20 protein-coding genes are annotated in these 25,194 nt (G+C 69.2%); 4 read left to right on the forward strand and 16 right to left on the reverse strand.

Annotation, left to right across the window (positions count from 1 at the left end; genetic code table 11):
* Window positions 1-9: 9 nt before the first annotated feature.
* The 9 genes from ftsW to AB0259_RS06610 form a co-directional block, all read right to left on the reverse strand.
* Window positions 10-1,224 (reverse strand): putative lipid II flippase FtsW, encoded by a 1,215-nt coding sequence (ftsW, locus tag AB0259_RS06570; protein WP_366219979.1) that lies wholly within the window; start codon window positions 1,222-1,224, stop codon window positions 10-12.
* A complete protein-coding gene (murD, locus tag AB0259_RS06575) occupies window positions 1,181-2,722 on the reverse strand; it encodes a UDP-N-acetylmuramoyl-L-alanine--D-glutamate ligase (protein WP_366219977.1) in 1,542 nt (513 codons plus the stop codon). The genes ftsW and murD overlap by 44 nt, the downstream gene beginning before the upstream one ends.
* A complete protein-coding gene (gene mraY / locus AB0259_RS06580; protein WP_251580488.1) occupies window positions 2,719-3,828 on the reverse strand; it encodes a phospho-N-acetylmuramoyl-pentapeptide-transferase in 1,110 nt (369 codons plus the stop codon). The genes murD and mraY overlap by 4 nt, the downstream gene beginning before the upstream one ends.
* Entirely contained in the window at window positions 3,825-5,237 is a 1,413-nt protein-coding gene (gene murF, locus AB0259_RS06585) for a UDP-N-acetylmuramoyl-tripeptide--D-alanyl-D-alanine ligase (protein ID WP_366219975.1), read from the reverse strand. Before murF ends, mraY begins: the two co-directional genes overlap by 4 nt.
* A gap of 28 nt (window positions 5,238-5,265) precedes the next feature.
* On the reverse strand, window positions 5,266-7,080 hold the full coding sequence (locus AB0259_RS06590; RefSeq protein ID WP_251580486.1) for a penicillin-binding protein 2: 1,815 nt from the start codon (window positions 7,078-7,080) through the stop codon (window positions 5,266-5,268).
* Window positions 7,081-7,084: 4 nt separating this feature from the next.
* Window positions 7,085-7,681, reverse strand: coding sequence for a hypothetical protein (locus AB0259_RS06595; protein WP_366219972.1), 597 nt, complete (start codon window positions 7,679-7,681; stop codon window positions 7,085-7,087).
* Window positions 7,678-8,637 (reverse strand): 16S rRNA (cytosine(1402)-N(4))-methyltransferase RsmH, encoded by a 960-nt coding sequence (gene rsmH / locus AB0259_RS06600; protein WP_366219970.1) that lies wholly within the window; start codon window positions 8,635-8,637, stop codon window positions 7,678-7,680. The genes AB0259_RS06595 and rsmH overlap by 4 nt, the downstream gene beginning before the upstream one ends.
* A 105-nt stretch (window positions 8,638-8,742) precedes the next feature.
* Window positions 8,743-9,174: a division/cell wall cluster transcriptional repressor MraZ gene (gene mraZ / locus AB0259_RS06605; RefSeq protein ID WP_064002348.1), complete on the reverse strand. Its 432-nt coding sequence runs from the start codon at window positions 9,172-9,174 to the stop codon at window positions 8,743-8,745.
* Between the two features lie 218 nt (window positions 9,175-9,392).
* Window positions 9,393-9,770: a DUF3040 domain-containing protein gene (locus AB0259_RS06610; protein ID WP_251580483.1), complete on the reverse strand. Its 378-nt coding sequence runs from the start codon at window positions 9,768-9,770 to the stop codon at window positions 9,393-9,395.
* A 60-nt stretch (window positions 9,771-9,830) separates the two neighbouring features.
* Here AB0259_RS06610 and AB0259_RS06615 point away from each other — a divergent pair, with 60 nt between their 5' ends.
* Window positions 9,831-10,928, forward strand: coding sequence for a polyprenyl synthetase family protein (locus AB0259_RS06615; RefSeq protein WP_251580482.1), 1,098 nt, complete (start codon window positions 9,831-9,833; stop codon window positions 10,926-10,928).
* Between the two features lie 19 nt (window positions 10,929-10,947).
* Here the strand turns inward: AB0259_RS06615 and AB0259_RS06620 are convergent, their stop codons facing one another.
* Complete coding sequence (locus AB0259_RS06620) at window positions 10,948-11,274, reverse strand: Rv2175c family DNA-binding protein (protein WP_251580481.1); 327 nt, start codon at window positions 11,272-11,274, stop codon at window positions 10,948-10,950.
* A gap of 156 nt (window positions 11,275-11,430) precedes the next feature.
* Here AB0259_RS06620 and AB0259_RS06625 point away from each other — a divergent pair, with 156 nt between their 5' ends.
* Together AB0259_RS06625 and pknB are read left to right on the forward strand one after the other, a co-directional pair.
* Entirely contained in the window at window positions 11,431-12,630 is a 1,200-nt protein-coding gene (locus AB0259_RS06625) for a LysM peptidoglycan-binding domain-containing protein (RefSeq protein WP_366219967.1), read from the forward strand.
* 73 nt (window positions 12,631-12,703) lie between these two features.
* Window positions 12,704-14,662 carry a Stk1 family PASTA domain-containing Ser/Thr kinase gene (gene pknB / locus AB0259_RS06630; RefSeq protein ID WP_251580479.1) on the forward strand — a complete coding sequence of 653 codons (1,959 nt, stop codon included), beginning with the start codon at window positions 12,704-12,706 and terminating at the stop codon, window positions 14,660-14,662.
* A gap of 63 nt (window positions 14,663-14,725) precedes the next feature.
* Here pknB and AB0259_RS06635 read toward each other — a convergent pair whose 3' ends face one another.
* From AB0259_RS06635 to AB0259_RS06645, 3 genes are all read right to left on the reverse strand, one after another.
* Window positions 14,726-16,054 carry a class II 3-deoxy-7-phosphoheptulonate synthase gene (locus AB0259_RS06635; protein WP_251580478.1) on the reverse strand — a complete coding sequence of 443 codons (1,329 nt, stop codon included), beginning with the start codon at window positions 16,052-16,054 and terminating at the stop codon, window positions 14,726-14,728.
* Window positions 16,055-16,125: 71 nt separating this feature from the next.
* Window positions 16,126-16,815, reverse strand: coding sequence for a lysophospholipid acyltransferase family protein (locus AB0259_RS06640; RefSeq protein ID WP_251581241.1), 690 nt, complete (start codon window positions 16,813-16,815; stop codon window positions 16,126-16,128).
* A 1-nt stretch (window position 16,816) separates the two neighbouring features.
* A complete protein-coding gene (locus AB0259_RS06645) occupies window positions 16,817-17,752 on the reverse strand; it encodes an ROK family protein (protein ID WP_251580477.1) in 936 nt (311 codons plus the stop codon).
* Window positions 17,753-17,896: 144 nt separating this feature from the next.
* Here AB0259_RS06645 and AB0259_RS06650 point away from each other — a divergent pair, with 144 nt between their 5' ends.
* Window positions 17,897-19,732 carry an AMP-dependent synthetase/ligase gene (locus AB0259_RS06650; RefSeq protein ID WP_366219963.1) on the forward strand — a complete coding sequence of 612 codons (1,836 nt, stop codon included), beginning with the start codon at window positions 17,897-17,899 and terminating at the stop codon, window positions 19,730-19,732.
* A gap of 59 nt (window positions 19,733-19,791) precedes the next feature.
* Here the strand turns inward: AB0259_RS06650 and AB0259_RS06655 are convergent, their stop codons facing one another.
* Genes AB0259_RS06655 through AB0259_RS06665 form a run of 3 tightly spaced genes read right to left on the reverse strand, consistent with a single transcriptional unit; the run spans window position 19,792 to window position 25,126 of the window.
* Window positions 19,792-20,280: a peptide deformylase gene (locus AB0259_RS06655; protein WP_251580475.1), complete on the reverse strand. Its 489-nt coding sequence runs from the start codon at window positions 20,278-20,280 to the stop codon at window positions 19,792-19,794.
* Window positions 20,280-21,665 (reverse strand): MinD/ParA family protein, encoded by a 1,386-nt coding sequence (locus tag AB0259_RS06660; RefSeq protein WP_366221384.1) that lies wholly within the window; start codon window positions 21,663-21,665, stop codon window positions 20,280-20,282. Before AB0259_RS06660 ends, AB0259_RS06655 begins: the two co-directional genes overlap by 1 nt.
* A gap of 53 nt (window positions 21,666-21,718) precedes the next feature.
* A complete protein-coding gene (locus AB0259_RS06665) occupies window positions 21,719-25,126 on the reverse strand; it encodes a pyruvate carboxylase (protein ID WP_366219961.1) in 3,408 nt (1,135 codons plus the stop codon).
* Window positions 25,127-25,194 lie beyond the last annotated feature (68 nt).

Consider the following 25,194-nt stretch of genomic DNA (forward strand, 5'->3'; position numbering starts at 1 on the left):
GGATCGAGCCTACCGGCGGGCAGGACGGGCCATCGGCGCCGACGTGGGCAGCGACCGCGCGAAGGCCAGGAGCACACCGCACGCCATCAGCACCGAGACGAGCGACGTCCCGCCCTGCGACATGAAGGGCAGCGGGACGCCGAGCACCGGGAACACGCGCAGCACGACACCGATGTTGATGAGCGCCTGACCGACGATCCACACGGTGATGCCGCCCGCCGCGATGCGGATGAACGGGTCGTGGGTCTTTCGGATCACGTGGAAGGCGCCGACCGCGAAGAGTGTGAACAGCGCGAGGACCACGATGCACCCGATGAGGCCGAGCTCCTCGCCGACGATCGCGAAGATGTAGTCGTGGGATGCCGCGGGCAGCCATGCGTATTTCTCGCGCGAGTTGCCGAGCCCCAGACCGAAGACACCGCCGCTGGCGAGGCCCCAGATGCCGTGCAGGGGCTGGTAGCACGACGTCAGGTACTCGTCGATGCAGTTCGGGTTCAGGAAGCTCGCGATGCGCGCCATGCGGTTCGCGCTCGTCAGCGCGAGCACCGCGACCGCCACGACGGCGATGACCACGGGGATGATGAACACCCGCAGCTTCACTCCCGAGAAGAAGAGTGCGCCGAGCAGGATGAGCACCAGGATCATCGCGGTTCCGAGGTCTTTACCGGCGATGACCGAACCGATGACGATGGCGCCGACGGGTACCACCGGGATGAACACATGGCGCCAGAGTCCGAGCAGCGTGTGCTTGCGGTACAGCACATAACCGAGCCACAGCGCGAAGGCGAGCTTCAGGAACTCCGAGGGCTGCGCCTGGACACCCGCGATGGAGATCCAGTTGCGGTTCCCATCGAACTCGTAGCCGAGGGGTGTGAAGACGAGCAGCTGGAAGGCCAGGGCCGCTCCGAGCGCGATCCACGAGATGCGCTTCCAGAACGTCACCGGCAGCCGACTGAAGACGAACATGAGCGGGACGCCGAGGATGGCGAACATCGCCTGCCGCATGACGGTCTGGAAGGGGCCGCCATCGCCTGCGGTCGCCATCGTCGCCGACAGCACCATGACGAGTCCGAAGATCGTGAGAATCAGCGCCGTCGAGGCGATGAGGAGGAACTCGCTCGGAACCGGGGCGAACACCCGCCCGAGCGCGACTCGCGCAGTGAAGGGCGAGGAACCTCGGTCAGCCGGATCCGACGGGGCCGGACGGTCGGTCGTAGTCGTCACCGGCGTCCTTTCCCATCCGTGCGTTCACCGCGTCGGCGAAGCGTCGGCCGCGGTCCGAGTACGAGGCGAACTGGTCGAAGGACGCCGCCGCCGGAGCGAGGAGGACCACGTCTCCGTCCTGCGCGACGCCCGCCGCCAACGCGACGACCTCGGTCATGACGTCCTCAGTCTGAGCGTGGTCGACCTCGAAAACCGGCACCGTCGGCGCGTGTCGCGCGAATGCCGCAACGATCGCCGAGCGCTCGACGCCGATGACGATCGCCGCCTTGACCGCGGGACCGCGGGCCGCGACGAGGTCGTCGATGTCCACGCCCTTCAGCTGTCCGCCGAGGACCCAGACGGCACCGGGGTACGCCTGCAGGGAGGATGCCGCCGCGTGCGGGTTGGTCGCCTTCGAGTCGTCGATCCAGGTGACACCCTCGGCGACCGCGACGACCTCGATCCGATGCGGATCCAGCCGGAAGCCACGGAGCGCGTCGCGGATCGCCGCCGGCGGGACATCCAGCGAACGCGCCAGCGCGGCAGCCGCCAGGATGTTGGCGACGACGTGCGGCGCGGCCAGCCCCGTCTGCGAGAGCTCGTCCAGCGTCGTGAGCTCGAGAGCGTTCGTCCGTCGTTCCTCGAGGAAGGCACGGTCGACGAGGATGCCGTCCACGACGCCGAGATCGCTCGGGCCCGGGACACCGAGGTCGAAGCCGATGGCGCGGCATCCCTCGACGACTTCCGCGTCCTCCACCATCTCGCGCGTCGCGATGTCGCTCTTGTTGTAGACGCACGCGACGCGGGTGTTCTGGTAGACGAACGCCTTCGCATCCCGGTACGCGTCGAAGGATCCGTGCCACTCGAGGTGGTCGGCGGCGAGGTTCAGGCAGACGCTCGCGTGCGGCGAGACCCGATCGTCGCCGGCCTGCAGGCTGAGGTACCAGAGCTGGTGGCTCGAGACCTCGATGACGAGGACGTCGAAACCCGCGGGGTCGCGCACCGCGTCCAGGACCGGCACACCGATGTTGCCGCAGGGCGCAGCGCGCAGTCCGCCTGCCACGAGCATGGTCGCCGTCAGCTGCGTCGTCGTGGTCTTGCCGTTGGTCCCGGTGACCAGCACCCAGTCCGCCGGTGATCCGTCGGCGCGCAGCACCTTGTCGCGCACCCGCCACGCGAGCTCGATGTCGCCCCAGACGGCCACACCCGCCTCTCGTGCCCACGACACGACGGGGTGGTGCGGCGGGAATCCGGGAGAGGCGATGACCACGTCGGGCCGGTGGGCGATGAGCTCCTCCGGAACGCTGTCGAGCGCGCCCTCCCAGAGCCGCGCACCGATGACGGGAAGCAGCCGCGCATATTCCTCGTCGGCCTTCTCCGTCACGACGAGGACGTCCGAGCCGAGCTCCGCGAGCGTGTCGGCGACCGAGAACCCGGTCATCGAAAGACCGAGGACGGCGACCCGGAGTCCTGACCAATCGGCGTTCCAGCTCGTCAGCCGGCTGAGGTCGGCGGTCATACGGCGGCCAGCCAGCCGACGTAGAAGAGTGCGACGCCGAAGATCGCGAAGATGCCGGCGATGACCCACATGCGCACGACGATCGTGATCTCAGGCCATCCGCGCATCTCGAGGTGGTGGTGGAACGGGCTCATGAGGAACAGGCGTTTGCCACCGGTCGCCTTGAAGTAGTACCGCTGCAGGATGACGGATGCGGGAGCGATGATGAAGACGCCGGCGAGGATGACCGAGAGGATCTCGGTGCGGCTGAGGACGGCCATCGCGACGATCACGCCGCCGATCGCCATCGAGCCCGTGTCGCCCATGAACAGCTTCGCCTTGGGCGCGTTCCACCAGAGGAATCCGACGAGCGCGCCCACGAACGACGCGGCGACGATCGTGAGACCCATGGGGTCGCGTGTGTCGTAACAGGCCGCGGTGTACTCGGTGGCGAGGGCGGCGGAGTGGCAGCGCTGCTGGAGCTGCCAGAACGTCACCAGGCTGTAGGCCGAGACGGTGAAGATGCCGGCGCCGGTCGCCAGGCCGTCGAGGCCGTCGGTGAGGTTGGACGCGTTGGACCATGCCACCGACATGAACGAGATCCACAGCAGGTAGAGGATCCAGCCCGCGACCGCTCCGAGCGCCATGAAGGAGAGCGTCGGGATGTCGCGGAAGAACGAGATGTACGCGGACCCCGGGGTCTCGCCGTACTGGTTCGGGAAGTTCAACGCCATCACGCCGAACGGGACGGCGACCGCCACCTGGCCGACGATCTTGCGCCATCCCGAGAGACCGAGGCTGCGCTGTGACCGGACCTTCATGTAGTCGTCGATGAAGCCGATGATGCCGAGGCCCACCATCATCCACAGGACGAGCAGACCGGAGACCGTCGGTTCGGTGCCGCCCGTGTAACTGCCGACGAAGAAGCCGACCATCGTGCCCAGGATGAAGACGATCCCGCCCATCGTGGGCGTGCCGCGCTTCGTGTGGTGACTGGGGTTGTTGATGTCCTCCGGGGTGCGGATGACCTGGCCCCACCCGATCTTCCGGAAGATCCGGATGAACAGGGGCGTGAGGAAGAGGGTGAATGCCAACGAGATCGTCGCAGCGGCCAGCAGGGATCTCACGAGAACGATTCTCCCAGACGATCGCCGAGGAACCTGAGCCCCGCGGAGTTCGAGGACTTCACGAGCACCCGGTCGCCGTCGCGGAGCTCTGTCATGAGGTACTCGTAGGCCTCGTCGGCCGTCTCGAAGAACACCGCCTCGCCGTCCCAGGATCCTTCGCTGATGGCGGCGAGGTACAGGCGTCGCGCCGCCGAGCCGATGACCACGATGCGCTCGTATCGCAGCCGCACGGCTTGGAGCCCGATGCGGTCGTGCTCCTCCCCCGCCTGCTCGCCGAGCTCGGTCATCGCCCCGAGGACGGCGACCTTGCGCTGCCCGGGCGCGGTGATCTGGGCGACGGTGCGAAGGGCTGCCGCCATCGAGTCGGGGCTCGCGTTGTAGGCGTCGTTGATGATCCGCACGCGGTCGCTTCCGAGCGGCTGCATCCGCCAGCGCTCCGCGATCTCGACCGTGCCGATGCGTTCGACGGCGTCGGCGGGGTCCACCCCGAGGACGTGCGCGACGGTGATGGCCGCGAGCGCGTTCATGACGTGGTGCTCGCCGAGCACTCGGAGGTGCAACGGCAGACGCCGGCCGTCGACCAGGATGGTGGCGGTCGTCCCGGATGCCGTGACGTCGACGTCCACGGCGCGGACATCGGCGGAGGGTCCGCGCCCGAACCACCGGACGTCGGCACCGCGATTCTCGGCCGCGGAGGCCATCGCCGCGACCCGGGCGTCGTCCGCGTTCAGAACAGCGGTTCCGCCCCGGCGGAGCGCCTGGACGAGTTCGGTCTTGGCCTTCTGGGTCGCTTCCACGCCGCCGAATCCGCCGGCGTGCGCGAGCCCCACCATCAGCACGGCGCCGATGTCCGGGGTGATGAGGCCCGCGAGTTCGGCGATCCGCCCGGGCCGGGAGGCACCGAGCTCGCTGACGAGGAACCGGGTGTCCTCGGTCACGCGGAGCATCGTCACCGGAGCACCGACCTCGTTGTTGAAGGAGGCTCGAGGGGCGACGGTGGGCCCCTCGTCCTGGAGGACGCGAGCGAGGAGGTTCTTCGTCGTCGTCTTGCCGTTCGAGCCGGTGATCCCGACCACGCGGAGCTCGCCCCGCGCGCGGACACGGGAGACCACCTCGCGGGCCAGCGCGCCCAGGGCGGCGACGGCATCCTCGACGACGACCTGCGAGACCGGCACGTCGACCTGTCGCTGCACGATCGCCAGGCCCGCGCCGGCCGCGACGGCGTCGCCGACGAACAGATGACCGTCCGTCGCGTCACCCGGCTTGGCGACGAAGACCGAGCCCGGGCCCATCTCGCGCGAATCAGTGTCCACGGTGCCCGAGACGATCGTCTCGGGCGTGTCGGCGCCGTGGAGCTGAAGGGTGCCGCCGACGGCGTGCGTCACCTCGGCGAGCGTCATCCGGATCATGCTGGGGTGTCTCCTCGTGCGCTCGGGTTCAGCCTGTGACGGGCAGGAGGGGGGTCTCCGAGCCCGACGGCATGACGCGGTAGTGCGTGAGCACCTGCGCCATCGCCTTCTTGAACACCGAACGGTTGGCCGACGACATGCGCTGCTTCTTGGGCTCGTCGAAGACCGTCAGGACAACATACTTCGGATCCTCCGCCGGAGCGAAGCCGACCAGGGACGTGAAATACGTGTTCGGCTTGTATCCGCCCTTGCCGTCGGAGATCTGAGCCGTGCCGGTCTTGCCGCCCATGCGGTAGCCGGGAAGGGCGATGTCCTCGGCGAGCGTTCCCTGCGCGAAGACGTTCTCGAGCATGAGGGAGACTTCGTCGGCGGTCTCCTTCTTGATGACCTGCTCGGGCTCGGCGAGATCGGGTTTCACCACGGTGCCGTCGGGCTTCGTGCACGACTCGACGAGTGATGCCGGCATCCGCAGACCGTGGTTCGCGAAGGTCTGGTAGGCGCTGGCGACCTGGACCGCGGTGACGGTGAACGCCTGCCCGAAGGTGGTCGCGTACTTCGTCTGGTTGTCCCACGTGTCGGCCGGCGCGATCGTCGTCTTCGGCTCACCCGACCAGTCGAGACCCGTCGGCTGGCCGGCGCCGAACCTGGTCAGGTAGTCGTAGCGCGTCTGGGGGTCGACCATGCCTCCGAACTGCGACATGGCGACGTTGGACGAGGTCACCAGACCGCCGTTGAGGGTCAGGTTCTCCGTCGCGTGATTCTCGGAGTCGTTGACGACCGCACCGTTGTCGAAGACCATCCTGTCGGGAACGGTCACCGTCGATTCCGGGGTCACGCCCGCCTGCTCGATGGCCGTCGCGGCGGTCACCGGCTTGAAGGTAGAGCCGGGCTCGAAGGAGAACCGCAGCAGCCTCGACCCGCGATCCTCGGGTTCGCTGGCGCCGGGGTCGTTGGGGTCGACCGTGGGGGTCTCCGCCAGCGCGCGGATCTTGCCCGTCGAGACCTCCATGACGATGATCCCACCCCAGTCCGCCTGATATCGCTCGGTCTCTTCGGCGATCAGCTGCTGCATGTACCACTGCAGGTCGGCGTCGATGGTCAAAGCGAGGGTGCCGCCGTCCTTCGCGGGCTGCTCGACCGCCGTCCCCGGGATGACCACCCCGTCAGCGCCCTTCTGGTAGCGGATGCTGCCATCCGTGGGCTCGAGGCAGGAATCCTGCAGCGCCTCGACGCCTTCGAGCGGCTTGCTGTCCGATCCGACGAATCCCAGGATGTTCCCGGCGACCGCACCGTTCGGGTACGACCGCGAGGCGACCGGATCGAACGAGATGAACGGGATCTGCAGGTCGGCCAGGGCGCGGAACTCCGCCGTCGAGACCGATCGTTTGATCCGCGCCCAGCGCGAGCCCGCGTCCTTCGCGATCGCGTCGTCGGCGACCGCCTGGACCTCTGCGGCCTCCTGTCCGGTGATCTCGGCGATCTGCGCCGCGATCTCGGGCCACGTCACGCGGACTGTCGTCTTGCCGTCGTCTTCCTTGACGAGGGAACCGTTCTCGTCCCGGAGGGACATGCCCTTCTCCGCCAGCATCGGGTCGACGACGACGTCGTAGCGCAGGATGCTGGTGGCGAGCGGGGTGCCGTGGGTGTCGACGATGGAGCCTCGGGCACCCTCGAGTGTCGAGGTGACCCGCATCCCCTTGCTGAATGCGTCGTCGACGTGCTGACTCGCGTTGACGACCTGGATGTCGATCAGCCGGGCGACGAACGCGATCAGGACGACCAGGACGACGGCGAGGGCGACGACGGTGCGACGGCGCGGGCCTCGGGTTGCTCGTGTCGTCATGTTCTCAGTGTGTGCTCGGGGTCGGCAGTCCGTCGGTGATGGCAGGGGGTGTCGGCGTATTGGCCAGCAGCTCCTCATCGATCGAGACGCCCGAGTCCAGGCTCGCCTCCGGATCGGTGACGAGCGGGACGCCGGCGACGAGTGCGTTGGAGACGGCTGCGCGGGAGAGCGCCTCGATCGAGGAGGCGTCCGATGCCCCCTTCTGCGGTCCGAGCGTCGTGCCGTCGCTCAGGCGCAGGTAGTTCGGCTCGCCACCGGCGACCAGGCCGAGCGCGGCGGCGTTCGCCGCGAGGAACTGCGGCGAGCTGAGGCCGGCGATCTCCTCCTCGAGGATCTGCTTCTGGTAGTTCGCGTCCCGCTGCTGCGCCGTCAGGTCCTTGACCTCGTAGGCGCCCTGCGTCGTGACGATGGACAGTCCCATCTGCACGCCGGCGATCGCGAGCGCGCCGGCGACGGCGACGATGCCGAACACGAGTCGAGGACGGCGACGCGGGTGCATCGCGATCCCGACGCCCGCGCGACCCAGCGGGCGCAGGACCGGCGCGGTCGACTCGACGACGGCGTTGTCGATGGCTGTGGTGGCCAGGGCCGGAGCGGTCATGACGCCTCCCTCACTCGCTCTGCCGCGCGCAGACGCACCGGGGTGGCGCGCGGATTGCGGGACTTCTCTTCGTCTGATGCCACTTCCGCGCCCTTGGTGAGCAGGCGGAAGCGGGGGGCGTGCTCGGGCGGCTCGATGGGGAGGCCGGCCGGCGCCGTGGACCGGGTCGCCTCGGCGAAGACGCGCTTGATGAGCCGGTCCTCGAGCGACTGATAGGACATGACGACGATCCGACCGCCCACCGGCAGGATGCCGAGGGCCTCGGGCATTGCACGTTCCAGCACGGCCAGCTCGCCGTTGACCTCGATCCGCAGCGCTTGGAACACCCGCTTGGCGGGGTGCCCGCTGAGCGCTCGCTGCACAGCCACCGGGGTCGCCGCGATGAGGATCTCGACGAGCCGCCCGGAACGGTCGATCGGAGCCTCCTCGCGCGCGGCGATGATGGCGCGGGCGTAGCGCCCGGCGAGCTTCTCCTCGCCGTACCGCTCGAAGATCCGACGCAGGTCGCCCTCGCCGTAGGTGGCGACGATGTCCGCCGCCGTGGTCGGCGCGGTCTGATCCATCCGCATGTCCAGGGGCGCGTCCTTCGCGTACGCGAACCCGCGCTCCGCCTCGTCCAGCTGCAGGGACGACACACCCAGATCGAACAGGATGCCGTCGGCCTTCGCGACACCCGCACTCCGCACGGCCTCGGCGATGCCGTCGTAGACGGTGTGCACCAGGGTCACGCGGTCGCCGAAGCGTGCGAGCCGCTCCCCCGCGATCCGGAGCGCGTCGGTGTCGCGGTCGAGGCCGATCAGACGCACGCCCGGGAACCGCTCGAGGAGCGCCTCGGAGTGGCCGCCCATGCCTTCGGTGGCGTCCACGACGACGGCGCCTTCGCGCTGCAGCGCGGGCGCGAGCAGCTCGACGCAGCGGTCGAGGAGGACGGGGGTGTGGATGTCGTCGTGGCTCATGGTGCATTCGGTTCTGTCGGTGGCCCTCGGCCCCGATCCCCATCCGCTCCGACCTGGCGCCGGGGAAGTGCGTCAGGGCGAGCGGCTGGGAGTCGCGGTCGAGGATCAGAAGAGTCCCGGGATCACCTCCTGCTCCATGTCCGAATAGGTGTCCTCGTTGCTGTCGGCGTACGCGTTCCAGGCGTCGGCGTTCCAGATCTCGGCGTGTGCGCCGACACCCGTGACGACGAGTTCGCGTTCGAGGGCCGCGTAGGTCCGCAGGTGCGGAGGGATGGTGATGCGGTTCTGGGAGTCGGGCTTCTCGGCACTCGCGCCGGAGAGGAACATGCGCTGGAAGTCGCGCGCCTGCTTGTTGGTCAACGGCGCTTCCCGGATGCGCTCGTACACCCGCTCGAACTCCGCCGAGCTGAACACGTACAGGCAGCGTTCCTGACCGCGGGTGATCACGACGCCTGGGCCGAGGTCGTCGCGGAACTTGGCCGGCAGGATGACCCGGCCCTTGTCGTCCAGCTTGGGGGTGTGAGTGCCCAACAACATCGCTCGGTCACCCCCTTCGTCCGGCCCGCTCCAGGATGACGCCACTTTACTCCACTTTCCTCCACTAAGCGACAGATCCACGCCCCCATCCCTTCGTGGTCCGGCTGCGCGCGGCTCCACGGCGATGAAGGTGTGCGGGAAGCGTCGCCGCACGGGCGCAAAAAAAGCACCGACCCGGAGGTCGGTGCTTCAGAAGTGGAGTGAGGTGGAGGGTCAGATCATCGATCGTCGTTCCGGCGATCCCAGCGATCGTTCATCCGGTCCATGAAGGACGCGGATGCCGGTGCCTTCGCGGCACGCGGCTTGCGGGAGCCCGATGCGGCGCGCGCTGCCGCCGCACCCTTCGCGGGAGTGAAAGCGAGGACGACACCGCCCACCATGATCACGAAGGCGATCACACCGATGATGGTGAGAGAGGTGGCCACACCGACGACGAGCCCGGCGATGCCGAGCAGGACGATGACGGACCCGTAGACGATGTTGCGGTAGCTGAGGGGGGCGGCTCCCCGGTCCGCGCTGACAACATCGGCGTCGTTGCGCATGAGATGGCGTTCCATCTCGTCCAGCAGACGCTGCTCCTGCTCTGACAGTGGCATGCATCCCCCTCGGGTCGGTCCATCAAGTGTACGCGTGCGCGCGATCACTAGGCTAGGCCCGTGTCCCCTTCCCCCGACCCGATCGTGGCCGTTTCCCAGCGAGTCGAGAGGTTCCTGCAGGACCAGCGGGATGCGGTCGCGGAATTCGGTGACGAGGCCCGCTCCTTCGTCGATTCCGGAGCCGCCGCGGCCACGGGAGGCAAGGGCTTCCGCGCCCGCTTCTGCCTCGCCGGATGGCGCGCAGTGGCCACGGCCGGCACACGGGATGCGGAACACGTCCCCGACGTCGTGACGGCGGCATCCGCAGCCCTCGAGATCTTCCACGCCGCGGCCCTGGTGCACGACGACGTCATCGACCGCTCCGATACGCGGCGGGGCCGCCCAGCGGCCCATCGCGCGTGGGAGGCGACCCATCGCGGCGGCCGCTGGGCGGGCGACGCCGCGGACTTCGGCACGTCGGCCGCGATCCTCCTGGGCGACCTGCTCGTGGCGTGGAGCGACGACCTGCTCGAAGAGGGCCTCTTCGCCGCGGACCCGACGGCCGCCGCCCGCGCGCGCGCCGAGTTCGGCCGCATGCGCCGAGAAGTCACCGTCGGCCAGTTCCTCGACATCGCGGAGGAATCCGTCTACGTGATCGCGCCGGTGGACACGCACCCCGACCGTGCGCTGCGCGTGGCCTCCCTCAAGTCAGCGCGCTACAGCGTGCAGCATCCGTTGCAACTGGGCGCGGTGCTCGCTGGCGCCGACGACGACCAGTACGCCGCCCTCGCCGCGTTCGGTCATCCGGTCGGTCTCGCCTTCCAGCTGCGTGACGACGTTCTCGGTGTGTTCGGCGACACGGCCGTGACCGGCAAGCCCGTCGGCGACGACCTGCGCGAGGGAAAGCGGACGCTCCTCATCGCCTACGCGCGCGCCGCCTTGCCCCCGGGAGCCCTCACCGTCTTCGACGAACTCATCGGGGACAGGGAGCTCACGTCGGATCAGGTCGCGCACCTGCAGCAGACGATCGTCGAGACGGGCGCGCTCGCACGCGTCGAGGAGCGGATCACCGCGTGGGCGACCGAAGCGGACCGCGCCCTCCGCGGCGCGCGCCTGGGTCACGCGGCGGTCAGCGAGCTCCGCGACCTCGCGCGGGCCGCGACGGTGCGCGCCGCCTGAGAGCCCGACGCAGCGGCGCTCAGGCCAGCGACTGGGCGACGCGGCGCACTTCGCTCTTCCGGCCCTGCCGGAGAGCTTCGATCGGCGCGAGACCGATGGACTCCTCAGGGGCGAGCAGCCAGTCGATCGCTTCGTCGTCGGAGAAGCCGGCATCCTGCAGGACGATGATCGTCCCCCGCAGGGAGGAGATCGGCGCGCCGTCGACGAGGAAGACGGAGGGGACCCGGGGCGCGCCGAAGCGGCGCGACGCCACGAGCTGGTGCTCGTCGAGCATCCGGCGCACGCGCCCGAGGGGCTCACCGGTCAGGTCGACCAGCTCAGGGAGGCTCAGCCAGTCAGTGGACACGGACGCATCTGTAGTCACCTCTCCACTATCGCATCCGGGGTCCGGGCGACGTGAATCACAACAGTCACATGCGCCACATGCATTGACACCAGCAACATCGGCGTGACACGGTTCTGCGGGGGAATCGACGAGCTGGGACCGAACGAAGGAACACCTGTGCGCCGCTACGACGTCCTCACCGCTGCCCTGCGCGACAACCGCACTCCCGCCGTGATCGGCTCGATCGCCCTGTCCATGTCCCTGGTGCCCCTCGATGCCGCGCAGGCCGAGGACCGCCACCGGACCGCGCCGGAACCGGTGGCCGTGCGGGCTCACGCGGAGTCGGCGTCGTCGACGCGAGTCGTCGGCACCCCGGCTGCACAGACGGCGGTGAGGACCCATGTCGTCACGCGCGGCGACACCGTCAGCGCGATCGCCGCAGCCAACGGTGTCCGTACCGCCGACGTCCTGGCGTGGAACGGGCTGGGCTGGACGTCGATCATCCGGCCCGGTGATGTCCTGCAGCTGGGACCGAAGAAGGCGGATGCCCGCGCGCCGCGCACCGCGACGCCGACCACGCCGGCATCCACCTACACGGTTCGATCCGGCGACACGCTGTGGGCGATCGCCGCGCGGCACGGCATGAGCGTCGCCGCCCTCTCCCGCGCGAATGACCTCGGGTCGTCCACCATGATCCACCCGGGTCAGAAGCTGCGCGTGGGAGCTCTCACGGCCGCACCCGCCGCCGCGTCCCGCACGTCCGCGCCGCAGCCGGAAGCGACCGGTCCCGCGCACGAGGTCGCGACGGGCGAGACACTCTGGGCGATCGCGAAGCGCAGCGGAGTCAGTCTGTCTCGACTGCTGACGGTGAACGGGCTCGACGAGCGCTCGATCATCTATCCCGGTCAGAAGCTCCGGATTCCGGTCGCCGCTGCGGCCGTGGCCGCGCCCACTTCTGCGGCCGACGTCAGGCTGGATGCGGAGCAGATCGAGAACGTGAAGACGATCATCGCGGTGGGTCGCGAGCGCGGGGTCTCACGCGACGGCATCGCGATCGCGTTGGCGACCGCCATGGTCGAGTCCTGGATCCGCAACCTCGACGGCGGCGACCGCGACTCGGTGGGACTGTTCCAGCAGCGCCCGAGCGCGGGCTGGGGGTCGATCGCGCAGATCCGCGACCCGCGCCGGTCCGCCGCCGCGTTCTTCGGTGGGCCGGGCGACCCCAACGGTGATCGCACGCGCGGACTCCTCGACATCGACGGCTGGGAGGGCATGGCCTTCGGCGATGCCGCGCAGGCCGTGCAGATCTCCGCATATCCCGAGCGCTACGGCCCGTGGGAGGAACAGGCGTACCGCTGGCTCGACACATACGGGTGAAACCCCGCGTCGCAGCCGCCTTGGGGGTGAGCCGTTACGCGGGCTCGCAGGGTCGGCTCCGTAGACTTCTGACGTGAACGCCACCCCGCAGACCGACCCGCTGATCGGCCGCCTGGTCGACAGTCGGTACCGGGTTCGCGGGCGCATCGCGCGCGGCGGCATGGCCACCGTCTATGTCGCGACGGACCTGCGCCTCGAGCGTCGTGTCGCGCTCAAGGTGATGCACGGACACCTGTCGGACGACACCGTCTTCCAGAACCGCTTCATCCAGGAGGCGAGGTCGGCCGCGCGCCTGGCCGACCCCCACGTGGTCAACGTGTTCGACCAGGGCCAGGACGGCGAGATGGCCTATCTCGTCATGGAGTACCTGCCGGGCATCACCCTGCGCGAACTGCTCCGGGAACAGAAGCGTCTGACGCTGCCACAGACGATCACGATCATGGACGCGATCCTGTCGGGCCTCTCCGCCGCACACCGGGCGGGCATCGTCCACCGTGACGTCAAACCCGAGAACGTGCTGCTGGCCGAGGACGGTCGCATCAAGATCGGGGACTTCGGGCTCGCCCGCGCGACCAGCGCGAACACGGCCACCGGCCAGATGCTGCTCGGGACGATCGCCTACCTGGCGCCCGAGCTCGTCACTCGCGGGACCGCGGACGCGCGCAGCGACATCTACGCCCTCGGCATCATGCTGTACGAGATGCTCGCCGGCGAACAGCCCTACAAGGGCGAGCAGCCGATGCAGATCGCGTACCAGCACGCGACCCATTCGGTCCCCCGCCCGAGCGTCAAGAACCCCGGCGTTCCGGAGCAGCTCGATGAGCTCGTCCTGTGGGCCACGGAGCGATCCCCCGAGGATCGACCCAGCGACGCCCGGGAGATGCTGGAGCGCCTGCGCGAGATCGAGAAGCAGTTGGGGGTGTTCCCTCAGGTCGTGCGCTCCACGCCCACCGGAACGAAGGTCGTCGTCGACGATTCGCTCGATTCGGACGAGATGACGCGCGTGATGCCGGGGACCTTCACGGCCCCGAGCGTCACCACGGAAGTCGACAACGCGACGCGCCTGCGCCGTCGGACGCATCGCAACGCGGTGAAAGGGGGCTGGCTGCTCGCCGTCGTCCTCGTGCTCACGGCCGGGGCGGCAGCGGCGGGATGGTGGTTCGGCAGCGGACCGGGGTCGCTCGTCAGCGTGCCGGCCGTCTCGGGGATGAGCTTCGAGGAGGCCGAGGATCTCCTCGTCGACAATGCGCTGGTGGCGCGCCGCAGCGAGGTCCACAGTCTCGACGTCCCGACCGGTGACGCTATCGGGACGGATCCCGGCACCGGCGTCTGGGTGGACCGCGACTCGACGGTCACCGTGAACATCTCCGCAGGACCGGCCACCGCCGAACTCCCGACGCTGCAGGATCGGGCGACGTCGGAGGTCGAGGCACTCCTGCAGGACAACGAGATCACGGTCGCCACGACCAAGAAATACTTCACGAGCTTCGCTCCGGACCGGGTCGTACGCGTCTACGTCACGCAAGCGGGCTCGGCCGACCCGATCGAATGCACCGACGGGTGCTCGGTCCTCGAGGGCTCGACTGCCGAACTGCGGGTCTCCCTCGGCCCGCTCCCCGATGTCGTCGGGGAACCGGCCGCCGAGGCGGCGCAGACGCTCGAGGATGCGGGCATGAAGGTCGAGGAGACACGCGAGTACAGCAGCGACGTCGCCGATGACCTCGTCATCCGTGTCGCCGACCGTCCCGGCGGCGGATCCTGGCAGCAGGGCGAGACGCTGACGCTCGTCGTCTCCGACGGCCCCCGACCGGTGGAGGTTCCCAACGTCGTCGGCGAGACCGTGCGAACGGCAGTCGAACGCCTCCAGTCCGCCGGGTTCACGGTCAACCCCAACATCGAGGACGCGGAGATCCCCCTCGGCGGCCGCTACTGGGATGTCTACCGCGTACGTTCCATGACACCCGAGGGCGGGACCATGCAGCGCCCGGGCACCACCGTCAGCCTCACGCCGCAGTTCCAGCCGTTCGGCTGACCTGTCACAACGCGACGTACGACGAAGGCCCGGCGTCGCCGCCGGGCCTTCGTCGTACGTGCGTCAGCGGTTGCCGAGCTCCTCGGCGACGAGGAAGGCGAGCTCGAGCGACTGCATGTGGTTCAGCCGCGGGTCGCACAGCGATTCGTACCGCGTCGCGAGCGTGGCTTCATCGATCATCTCGGAACCGCCGAGGCACTCCGTCACGTCGTCGCCGGTGAGTTCGACGTGGATGCCGCCGGGGAAGGTGCCGACGGCGCGGTGCGCCTCGAAGAAGCCGCGGACCTCGTCGACGACGTCGTCGAAGCGACGCGTCTTGTACCCCGTGGGCGTCGTGATCCCGTTGCCGTGCATCGGGTCCGTGACCCAGAGCGGGGTGGCCCCGGCATCCTTCACCGCCTCCAACAGCGGCGGGAGCGCGTCGCGGATCTTGCCCGCGCCCATCCGGGTGATGAAGGTGAGGCGTCCGGGCTCGCGCTCGGGGTCGAGCTTGTCGATGAGCGCCAGCGCCGTCTCGGGGCTCGTGGTGGGGCCGAGCTTCACGCCGATGGGGTTTCGGATCTTCGAGAAGTAGTCGACATGGGCACCGTCGAGCTCGCGGGTGCGCTCCCCGATCCACAGGAAGTGGGCCGAGGTGTTGTACGGCGTGTCCGTGCGGGAGTCGATACGCGTCATGGGGTGCTCGTAGTCCATGAGCAGCCCCTCATGGCCGGTGTAGAACTCGACGCCGCGCAGCTCGTCGAAGTTCGCGCCGGCGGCCTCCATGAACTTGATGGCGCGGTCGATCTCACCCGCGAGGCGCTCGTACCGCTGGTTGGCAGGGTTCTTGGCGAAGCCCCGATTCCAGCTGTGCACCTCGCGCAGGTCGGCGAAGCCACCCTGCGTGAAGGCCCGGATGAGGTTCAGGGTGGACGCCGCCGTGTGGTACCCCTTCAGGAGCCGCTGCGGGTCGGCGGTGCGTGAGGCCTCGGTGAAGTCGTAGCCGTTGACGATGTCGCCGCGGTAGGCCGGCAGCGTGACGTCGCCGCGCGTCTCGGTGTCGCTCGACCGGGGCTTGGCGAACTGGCCGGCCATGCGTCCCATCTTCACGACCGGCATCGATGCGCCATAGGTCAGCACGACAGCCATCTGCAGGACCGTCTTGATGCGGTCGCGGATCTGCTGCGCCGTGGCACCCGCGAAAGTCTCGGCGCAGTCGCCTCCCTGCAGCAGGAAGGCCTGGCCGGCCGCGGCGTTCGCCAGCCGGGCGCGGAGGTTGTCGACCTCGCCGGCGAAGACGAGGGGCGGAAGGGTCGCGATCTCGGCGGATACGGCCGCGACCGCATCCGCGTCGGGCCACAACGGCTGCTGCTTGATCGGGAGCGAGCGCCAGTGGTCGAGAGGAGTGGGCATCCGCCAATTCTAGCCGCGGCAGACACCGGCTCCGGTCGTGTGACGGGCGCCCGGGATGCGCTGAGGCGCGGTCAGGAGGCGGATGCCGGGCGCCGGTGCTTCACGGTGGATGCGTACACGTCCTCGTACTCCTGCTCCCCCATGCGCTGCAGCGCGACCATGATCTCGTCGGTCACCGAACGCAGGACGAACCGGTCGGACTCCATGCCGTGGAAGCGGCTGAAGTCGAGCGGCTCCCCGATGACCATCCCGACTCGACCGACCCGCGGGATGGACCGCCCGATGGGCATCACGTCATCCGTCCCGATCATCACCACCGGGATGACGGGGACCCGAGCCGTCAGGGCCATGCGAGCGAGTCCGGTGCGACCGCGGTAGAGCTTGCCGTCGGGGCTGCGCGTGCCTTCGGGATAGATGCCCAGGAGATCGCCGCGCCCGAGAACCTGCAGTCCGGTGTTGAGCGACGCCTCGGAGGCCTTGCCTCCGGTTCGGTCGATCGGGATCTGGCCGGTTCCCTGCATGAAGACGCGCGTGGCCCAGCCCTTCAGCCCCCTGCCGGTGAAGTAGTCGCTCTTGGCGAGGAAGGACATGGGCCGATCGATCATGAGCGGCAGGAAGATCGAGTCGCTGACCGACAGGTGGTTGCTGGCGATGATGGCGGCCCCGCTGGTCGGGATGTTGCTCCGACCCACGATCCACGGACGGAAGATCGCCTTCACGATCGGCCCGATGATCAGGTACTTGAGGACCCAGTAGACCATCTCAGACCCGGCCCCCGGCGAGGTCGGCCACGCCGATGAGGCCGGCATCGTTGCCGAGGGTGGCGATCGCGAACGAGGCGATCGGTCGCTCGCCGTATCCGGGGAGCGCCGTCGCGTAGGCCTCGCGCACCGGGTGCAGCAGCCGCTCGCCCAGGTCGGCGACACCGCCGCCGATGACGAAGAGCGCCGGGTCGAGAACCGCCTGGAACCCACCGCATGCCTCGCCGAGGGCGGTGGCGACCCGGTGGACCGCCTCGAGGGCGCCGGCGTCGCCGTCTGCGATGAGTCGCTCCATGGCCGCGGCCGGCACGATCCCGTCGGCGGTCCGCGCCGCGGCGAGGCCCGCACCGAGGGCGCCGGATGCCGCGATGTCCGCCGCCTCGCGCTGCAGGGCGCGGCCCGAGGCGTACTGCTCGAGGCACCCGTTCTGGCCGCAGCCGCACGTCCGGCCGCCGCGTTCGAAGCGGATGTGGCCGAGCTCGCCGCCGATGCCGTTCCCGCCCACGAGCAGTTCGCCGTCGATGATCGCGGCTCCGCCCACTCCCGTGCCGAGCGTGATCATGACCATGTCGCGGACGTCGCGACCGGCGCCGAAGCGGAACTCGCCCCATCCGGCTGCGTTGGCGTCGTTCTCCAGAGTCACGGGGCGTCCGATGCGACGTTCCAGTTCGTCACGAAGCGGCTCGTCGGTCCAGTCGATGTTGGGGGCGTGCAGGATGACAGACCGGGTCGCATCGATGAAGCCCGCCGCCGCCACACCGACGGCGTGCACCACACGGTCGGTGACGAGGTCATCCACCATGGCGGCGACGGCGTCCGCCAGCGCGTGGGGGTCAGCCGGGGTGGGGACTCGGCGGCGGTCGACGATCGTGCCGTCGGGGTCGACGACGCCTCCGGCGATCTTGGTCCCACCGATGTCGATGCCGACGTTGAGCACACCACTCCCCTCCGCGCGTGCGGGCGCACGGCATCCGTGAGTCTAATGCGGCCGCGCGGGCGGCCGCGGCCGTGGGATCGAGGATCACGATGGCCTAGACTCGGTCGCACCTGACGCCACCCGGTACCGAAGGAGTTGCCGCCCATGAGCGCCGTACAATTCGACGTCCCCGCCGTCGTGCCCGCCGACCCGACCGCGAACACCTCGGACATCCTCGTCGAGCGGGTGAAGGCCACGCCGTCGCTCGCCCTGTTCGCCGTCCCGGACGGGGACGGATGGCGAGACGTCACCGCAGCGGAGTTCCATCGCGAGGTGATCGCACTCGCGAAGGGATTCGCGGCCAGCGGCATCCAGCCGGGCGACAAGGTCGCCTTCCTCGCGCGGACGACCTACGACTGGACCCTCGTCGACTTCGCGCTCTTCTTCGCGGGCGCCGTCATGGTGCCGGTCTACGAGACCAGCTCCGCGTCGCAGATCAACTGGATCCTCACCGACTCGGGTGCCGTGGCGATGGTGGTCGAAAGCGCGACCCACGCGGAGCGCGTCGCCGAGATCCGCTCGGAGGTCTCGCTCGTCCGCGAGGTGTGGACGATGGGCACAGGTGATCTCGACAGCCTCCGCGCACGGGGCTCCGAGATCACCGACGAGGAGATCGAGCGTCGCCGCTCGCTCGCGAACGCGGACGACATCGCGACTCTCATCTACACGTCGGGGTCGACCGGGCGACCGAAGGGCTGCGTGCTCACGCACAAGAACTTCGTCGAACTCTCGCGCAACTCCGCCAAGGCGCTCCACGAGGTGGTCGAGCAGCCCGGCGCAGCGACCCTGCTCTTCCTCCCCCTGGCGCACGTCTTCGCGCGTTTCATCTCGATCCTCAACATCCACGCGGGCGTGAAGACGGGCCACGAACCCGACACCACGAAGCTGCTGGCGGGCCTCGGCTCGTTCAAGCCGACGTATTTGCTGGCGGTGCCGCGCGTGTTCGAGAAGGTCTACAACTCGGCCGAGCAGAAGGCGGAGGCCGGCGGCAAAGGCAAGATCTTCCGCGCTGCCGCCGCCGTCGCCGTCGAGCACTCGCGCCGGCTGCAGGACGGCGAGTCGATCCCCCTGGGGATGAAGATCAAGTTCGCTCTGTTCGACCGCCTCGTCTACAGCAAGCTGCGCACGGCCATGGGCGGGCGGGTGACGCACGCCGTCTCGGGATCCGCGCCGCTCGGCCCGCGCCTCGGTCACTTCTTCCACAGCCTCGGCGTGCAGATCCTCGAGGGCTACGGGCTCACTGAGACCACCGCGCCGGCGACCGTGAACCTCGCCACGAAGTCCAAGATCGGGACGGTGGGCCCCGCTCTCCCCGGGGTCGGCGTCCGGCTGAGCGAGGACGGCGAGATCGAGGTCCGGGGCATCAACGTGTTCAAGGAGTACTGGCGCAACCCTGAGGCGACTGCGGAGGCCTTCCACGACGGCTGGTTCCGCACCGGGGATCTGGGTTCGTTCGACGGAGAGGGCTACCTCACGATCACGGGCCGAAAGAAGGAGATCATCGTCACCGCGGGCGGAAAGAACGTCGCGCCCGCCGTCCTCGAGGACCCCATCCGCGCCAACCCGATCGTCGGTCAGGTGGTCGTCGTGGGTGACCAGAAGCCGTTCATCGGCGCTCTCATCACGCTCGACCGCGAGATGCTGCCGACGTGGATGTCGAACAACGGACTCGCCGCCGACATGCCCATGTCTCAGGTGATCACCCACCCCAAGGTGACCGCCGAGGTGCAGTCCGCCGTCGACCGGGCCAACAAGGCGGTCTCGCGCGCGGAGTCGATCAGGAAGTTCGTGATCCTCGACACGGAGTGGACGGAGGCATCCGGTCACCTCACCCCGAAGATGAGCATCAAGCGGAACGTGATCCTGTCGGACTTCGCGGCCGACATCGACGAGCTCTACCAGGCCAACGTCTCGACGACGAACATCTCGCTCGGACACTGAACCCACGCACACCGAACAAGAGGAAGGGCCCCGGGAAACCGGGGCCCTTCCTCTTGCGATCAGAACCAGTCGGACTCGCGCACCTCGCGCATCGCCTGCCGTCGGACATCCTTTGGCAGACGGTCGAGGTAGAGCATCCCGTCCAGGTGGTCGCACTCGTGCTGCAACGCCTGGGCGAGGAGTCCCTCGCCCTCGATGACGAGCTCCTCCCCCGTCAGATCGATACCCGTGACCCGCGCCCACGGGTGGCGGATCGCCTCATGCCAGAGTCCGGGCACGGAGAGGCATCCCTCCCCCGTCGGAACGGGGTCCCCGGCGACCTCGAGCGTCGGGTTCAGGATGTATCCGATGACGCCGTCGACGTTGTAGCTGAACGCACGAAGGCCGACACCGATCTGCGGAGCGGCGACGCCAGCCCGACCCGGTTCGGCGACGGAGTCGACGAGGTCGGTGACGAGGGCGATGACACCCTCGTCGATGTCGTCGATGGGTGCGCTCACGCTCCGGAGGACCGGGTCGCCGAAGAGGCGGATCGGACGGACGGCCATCAGCGCCCCGACCCGGGGGTGCGCAGGCCCTCCACCACGACTGCGGCGAGCTCGCGCGCGGCGAGACGCGTGGCGCCCGCGAGGTCACGGAACGAGATCGGGCCGCCGGTGGCGATGTGCGCGTCGTAAGGGATCGTCACCACGGCACGCACGCGTGTGCGGAAGTGGGACTCGAGCTCACTCGGCTTGATGAGGCTCGCGCCGGGCCGGGACGTGTTGAGGACGACGACGGCGTTGCGGGCGAGCTCGCTGTAGCCGTTCGTCTCGAGCCAGGAGAGGGTCTCGGAGGCGAGCTTCGCCTCGTCGACACTCCGTCCGGCGACGATGAGCAGCTGATCGGCCAGCTCGAGGGTCGCGTCCATGACGGAGTGCACGATGCCGGTGCCGCTGTCGGTGAGGACGATCGAGTAGTAGTGAGCAGCGATCGCGGCGACATCGTGGTAATCGCGATCGCTGAAGGCCTCCGACAGGTGAGGATCGGCATCCGATGCCAGGATGTCGAGGCGTGTCTCGTCGCGTGCGACGATCGCGGAGAGGTCGTTGAACCCGGTCACCTCCGCGCGCGCCCGGACGAGGTCGCGGACGGTCTTTCCGCTGCGGCGCTCGATGCGCTCCGCGAGCGTGCCGCGGTCGGGATTGGCGTCGACGGCGATGATGCGGTCCTCGCGCGCGTCGGCGAGAGCCATCCCGAGCAACGTGGCGACACTCGTCTTGCCGACGCCGCCCTTGCGGGACAGAACCGGGACGAACTTCGCTCCCCCCGTGAGCGGTGCGGAGATGCGCCGGTCGAGCTCTTTGCGCGCGCGGACCCGCGGACTGTCCTCGAGGATGACGCGACGGAGGGTCGCGCCATAGACGAAGCGCTGCCACACCCCCTCGGGTTCAGGAGCGGCGACGCGGGACCGGTCGATGAGCCGATCGGCGGTGAGCAGCTCCGGTGTCTCGCGGTCCGCTGCCAGTTGGTCCAGACGGCGCGACTGCAGCGGTTCCTCCTCGACCCGGACACCGCGCACCCGCTCGAGGGCGTGCTTGTCGGGGCCCGCGGGGTGGTGGATCGCGCGCCGCGTCACCCCGGTCGGCGTCGCACCCGTCGGGCTGGACACCACCTCAGCCTCGACGATGTCGTCCGGCGCCTCCTCCTCGGACTCCGACGCCGTGTGCTCCTCGGATGCGTCGGCCGACGCCGGCTCGCCGTCGTGCACCACGGGCGCCAGGTCGTCCTCGTCGACATAGTCGTCGTCATCGTCTGCGAGAACGGGAAGGTTCAGGTCGATCTGGGCCGTCGTCCCGTCGACGATGCCGATGCCGGTCGTCTCGAGGTTGTCGGTGCGCTCGAGCACACCGTTGTCGACATCCTGGGACGTCTCGTTGTCGCGCTCACGCATCACGGGGGTCACTCCTGGTGGTTCCGGGGCCTCGAAAAGCCCGACGCACCAGGTTAGTCCGCGGGACGGACCACGAGCAAAAGGTCGCCCGCCTCCACCTGCGCCGTGGACGCGATCGCGATGCGCTCCACGACGCCGTCGACCGGCGCGGTGATCGCCGCCTCCATCTTCATCGCCTCGATCGAAGCCACGGGCTCGCCCGCGCGGACCTTCGCGCCCTCGTCGGCCTTGACGGTGACGACGCCGGAGAACGGCGCGGCCACCTGGCCCGGCTTGGAGGTGTCCGCCTTCTCGGCCTGACGGGCTTCCACGGCCACGGAGCGGTCGCGGACCGTGACCGGTCGGAGCTGGCCGTTGAGGGTCGCCATGACCGTCCGCATCCCCTTGTCGTCGACCTCACCGATCGCTTCGAGGCCGACGTACAGCTGCACACCCCGCTCGATCTCGACGACGTGCTCCTGTCCGGGCTTCATTCCGTAGAGGTAGTCGATGGTGTCGAGGACGCTGAGGTCGCCGAACGTGTCGCGGACCTCGTGGAACGCCTTCGTCGGTGCCGGGAAGAGCAGTCTGTTGAGCTTCTCGCGACGCGTCGCGGAGTCCGCGTCGAGGGCCTCCGAGTCCTCCGGTGAGATCTCGGTGACGGCGATCTTCACGGAGCGGCCCGCAAGGACCTTCGACCGGAAGGGCTCCGGCCACCCGCCGGGAAGGTCGCCGAGTTCGCCGGCCATGAAGCCGACGACCGAGTCGGGCACGTCGTACTTCTCAGGGTTCGCTTCGAAATCCGCCGGGTCGGCCTTCACCGCCGCCAGATGCAGGGCGAGGTCGCCGACGACCTTCGACGACGGCGTCACCTTCGGCACACGGCCGAGGATGCGGTTGGCGGCCGCGTACATGTCCTCGATCAGCTCGAAGTCCTCCGCGAGACCGAGCGCGATCGCCTGCTGGCGGAGGTTCGAGAGCTGCCCGCCGGGGATCTCGTGGTGGTAGACGCGACCGGTGGGACCGGGCAGGCCGGATTCGAACGGTGCGTAGAGGTTGCGGACCGCCTCCCAGTACGGCTCGAGGTCCGAAACCGCCTGCAGATCGAGACCTGTGTCCCGCTCAGTGTCCGCGAGTGCCGCGACCAGCGCCGAGAGGGACGGCTGGCTCGTCGTGCCCGACATCGGCGCGGCGGCGGCGTCGACGGCATCCGCCCCGGCTGCGCTGGCCGCGAGGAGCGTCGCCAGCTGACCGCCTGCGGTGTCGTGCGTGTGCACGTGGACGGGAAGGTCGAACCGCTCCCGGAGGGCTGACACGAGACGTCCCGCCGCGGCAGGACGCAGGAGTCCTGCCATGTCCTTGATGGCGAGGACGTGAGCGCCGGCGTCGACGACCTGCTCGGCGAGGCGCAGGTAGTAGTCGAGCGTGTACAGGTCCTCAGCGGGGTCGAGGAGATTGCCCGTGTAGCAGATCGCCGCCTCTGCGACGGCGGTGTCGGTGGCCAGGACGGCTTCGATGGCGGGCCGCATCTGGGTGATGTCGTTGAGGGCGTCGAAGATGCGGAAGATGTCGACACCGGATGCCGCGGCCTCTGCGACGAACGCATCGGTGACCTTCGTGGGGTACGGGGTGTAGCCCACGGTGTTGCGCCCGCGCAGGAGCATCTGAATCGCGACGTTCGGGAGCGCCGCGCGGAGCGCGTCGAGACGCTCCCACGGGTCCTCGCCCAGGAACCGGAGGGCGACGTCGTACGTCGCACCGCCCCATGCCTCGACCGACAGCAGCTGCGGAGTCAGACGGGCGACGTGCGGCGCGACACGCACGAGGTCCTTCGTCCGCACCCGTGTCGCGAGGAGCGACTGGTGCGCGTCGCGGAACGTCGTCTCTGTGACGGCGAGCCCGCTCTGAGCGCGGAGTGCTTCGGCGAAACGCTTCGGGCCCAGCTCGAGCAGGCGCTGCCTCGACCCGGGAGCCGGCTCCGCGCGCAGGTCGACGTCGGGGAGCTTCGCCGCCGGGTCGGTGTGGACCGGGCTGTCTCCGTTCGGTCGGTTCACGGTGACGTCTGCGAGCCAGGACACGATCTTCGACCCGCGGTCCTTGGACTCCCGCCCCTGGACCAGTCCGGGACGCTCGTCGATGAAGGCCGTGCTCAGGTCGCCGGAGGCGAAAGCGGGGTCGTCGAGCACCCGCTGCAGGAACGGGATGTTCGTGGACACCCCGCGGATGCGGAACTCCGCCAGCGCGCGGCGGGAGCGGACGACCGCCGCCTCGAAATCGCGACCGCGGCAGGTGAGCTTGGCGAGCATGGAATCGAAGTGCGGGCTGATCTGCGAACCCGCCGCCGTGGTGCCGCCGTCGAGACGGATGCCGGCTCCGCCGGGCGAGCGGTACGTCGTGATCTTGCCGGTGTCGGGGCGGAAGCCGTGCGCCGGGTCCTCCGTCGTGATGCGGCACTGCAGGGCGGCACCGCGCAGATGGATCTGCTCTTGGCGCAGACCCAGGTCGTCGAGTGTCGCACCTGCGGCGATACGCATCTGCGACTGGACGAGGTCGACATCGGTCACTTCCTCGGTGACGGTGTGCTCCACCTGGATACGAGGGTTCATCTCGATGAAGACGACCTCGCCCGTGCGCGGGCCGGCGGTCTCGAGCAGGAACTCGACCGTCCCGGCGTTCTCGTACGAGATGGACTCGGCGAAGGCGACGGCGTAGGCGTGCAGGTCGCGGCGGATCTCGTCGGCCAGGTTGGGCGCCGGGGCGATCTCGACCACCTTCTGGTGCCGCCGCTGCACCGAGCAGTCGCGCTCGAAGAGGTGAACCGTGTTCCCGGCTTTGTCGGCGAGGATCTGCACTTCGACGTGGCGGGGACGCTGAACGGCCTGCTCGAGGAAGACGCGAGGGTCGCCGAAGGCGCTCCCGGCTTCGCGCATGGCCTCCGACAGCGCCGGCGGCAGTGCATCCGGGTGCTCGACACGACGCATCCCGCGCCCGCCGCCTCCGGCGACGGCCTTGACGAAGATCGGGAAGCCGATCTCCGGCGCCTGCGCCACGAGGGCGTCGATGTCGTCCGACGCCTCGGTCGATCGCAGGACGGGCACCCCGGCCGCGATCGCGTGCTGCTTCGCGGTGACCTTGTTGCCCGCCATCTCGAGCACGGTCGAGGACGGACCGATGAAGGCGATGCCGTGGGCCGCCGCCTTCGCCGACAGCTCCGGATTCTCGGAGAGGAATCCATAGCCCGGGTAGATCGCGTCAGCGCCGCTCTCGAGGGCGACGCGGATGATCTCGTCCACATCGAGGTACGCACGCACCGGGTGACCGACCTCGCCGATCTGGTAGGCCTCGTCGGCCTTCAGGCGGTGGAGCGAGTAGCGGTCCTCGTACGGGAAGACGGCGACCGTACGGGCTCCGAGCTCATACGCGGCACGGAATGCGCGGATGGCGATCTCTCCGCGATTGGCGACCAGAATCTTGCGAAACATGCTCTTCACCTCTACTGGGTGCGGGGCCACTCCGTCGGGGCCGCCGAGGTACGGGCTGAGTACCCTCA

Origin of the sequence: Microbacterium sp. NPDC080005 (assembly GCF_040702445.1) — a bacterium.
In the GTDB taxonomy this organism is placed as follows: domain Bacteria; phylum Actinomycetota; class Actinomycetes; order Actinomycetales; family Microbacteriaceae; genus Microbacterium; species Microbacterium oleivorans_D.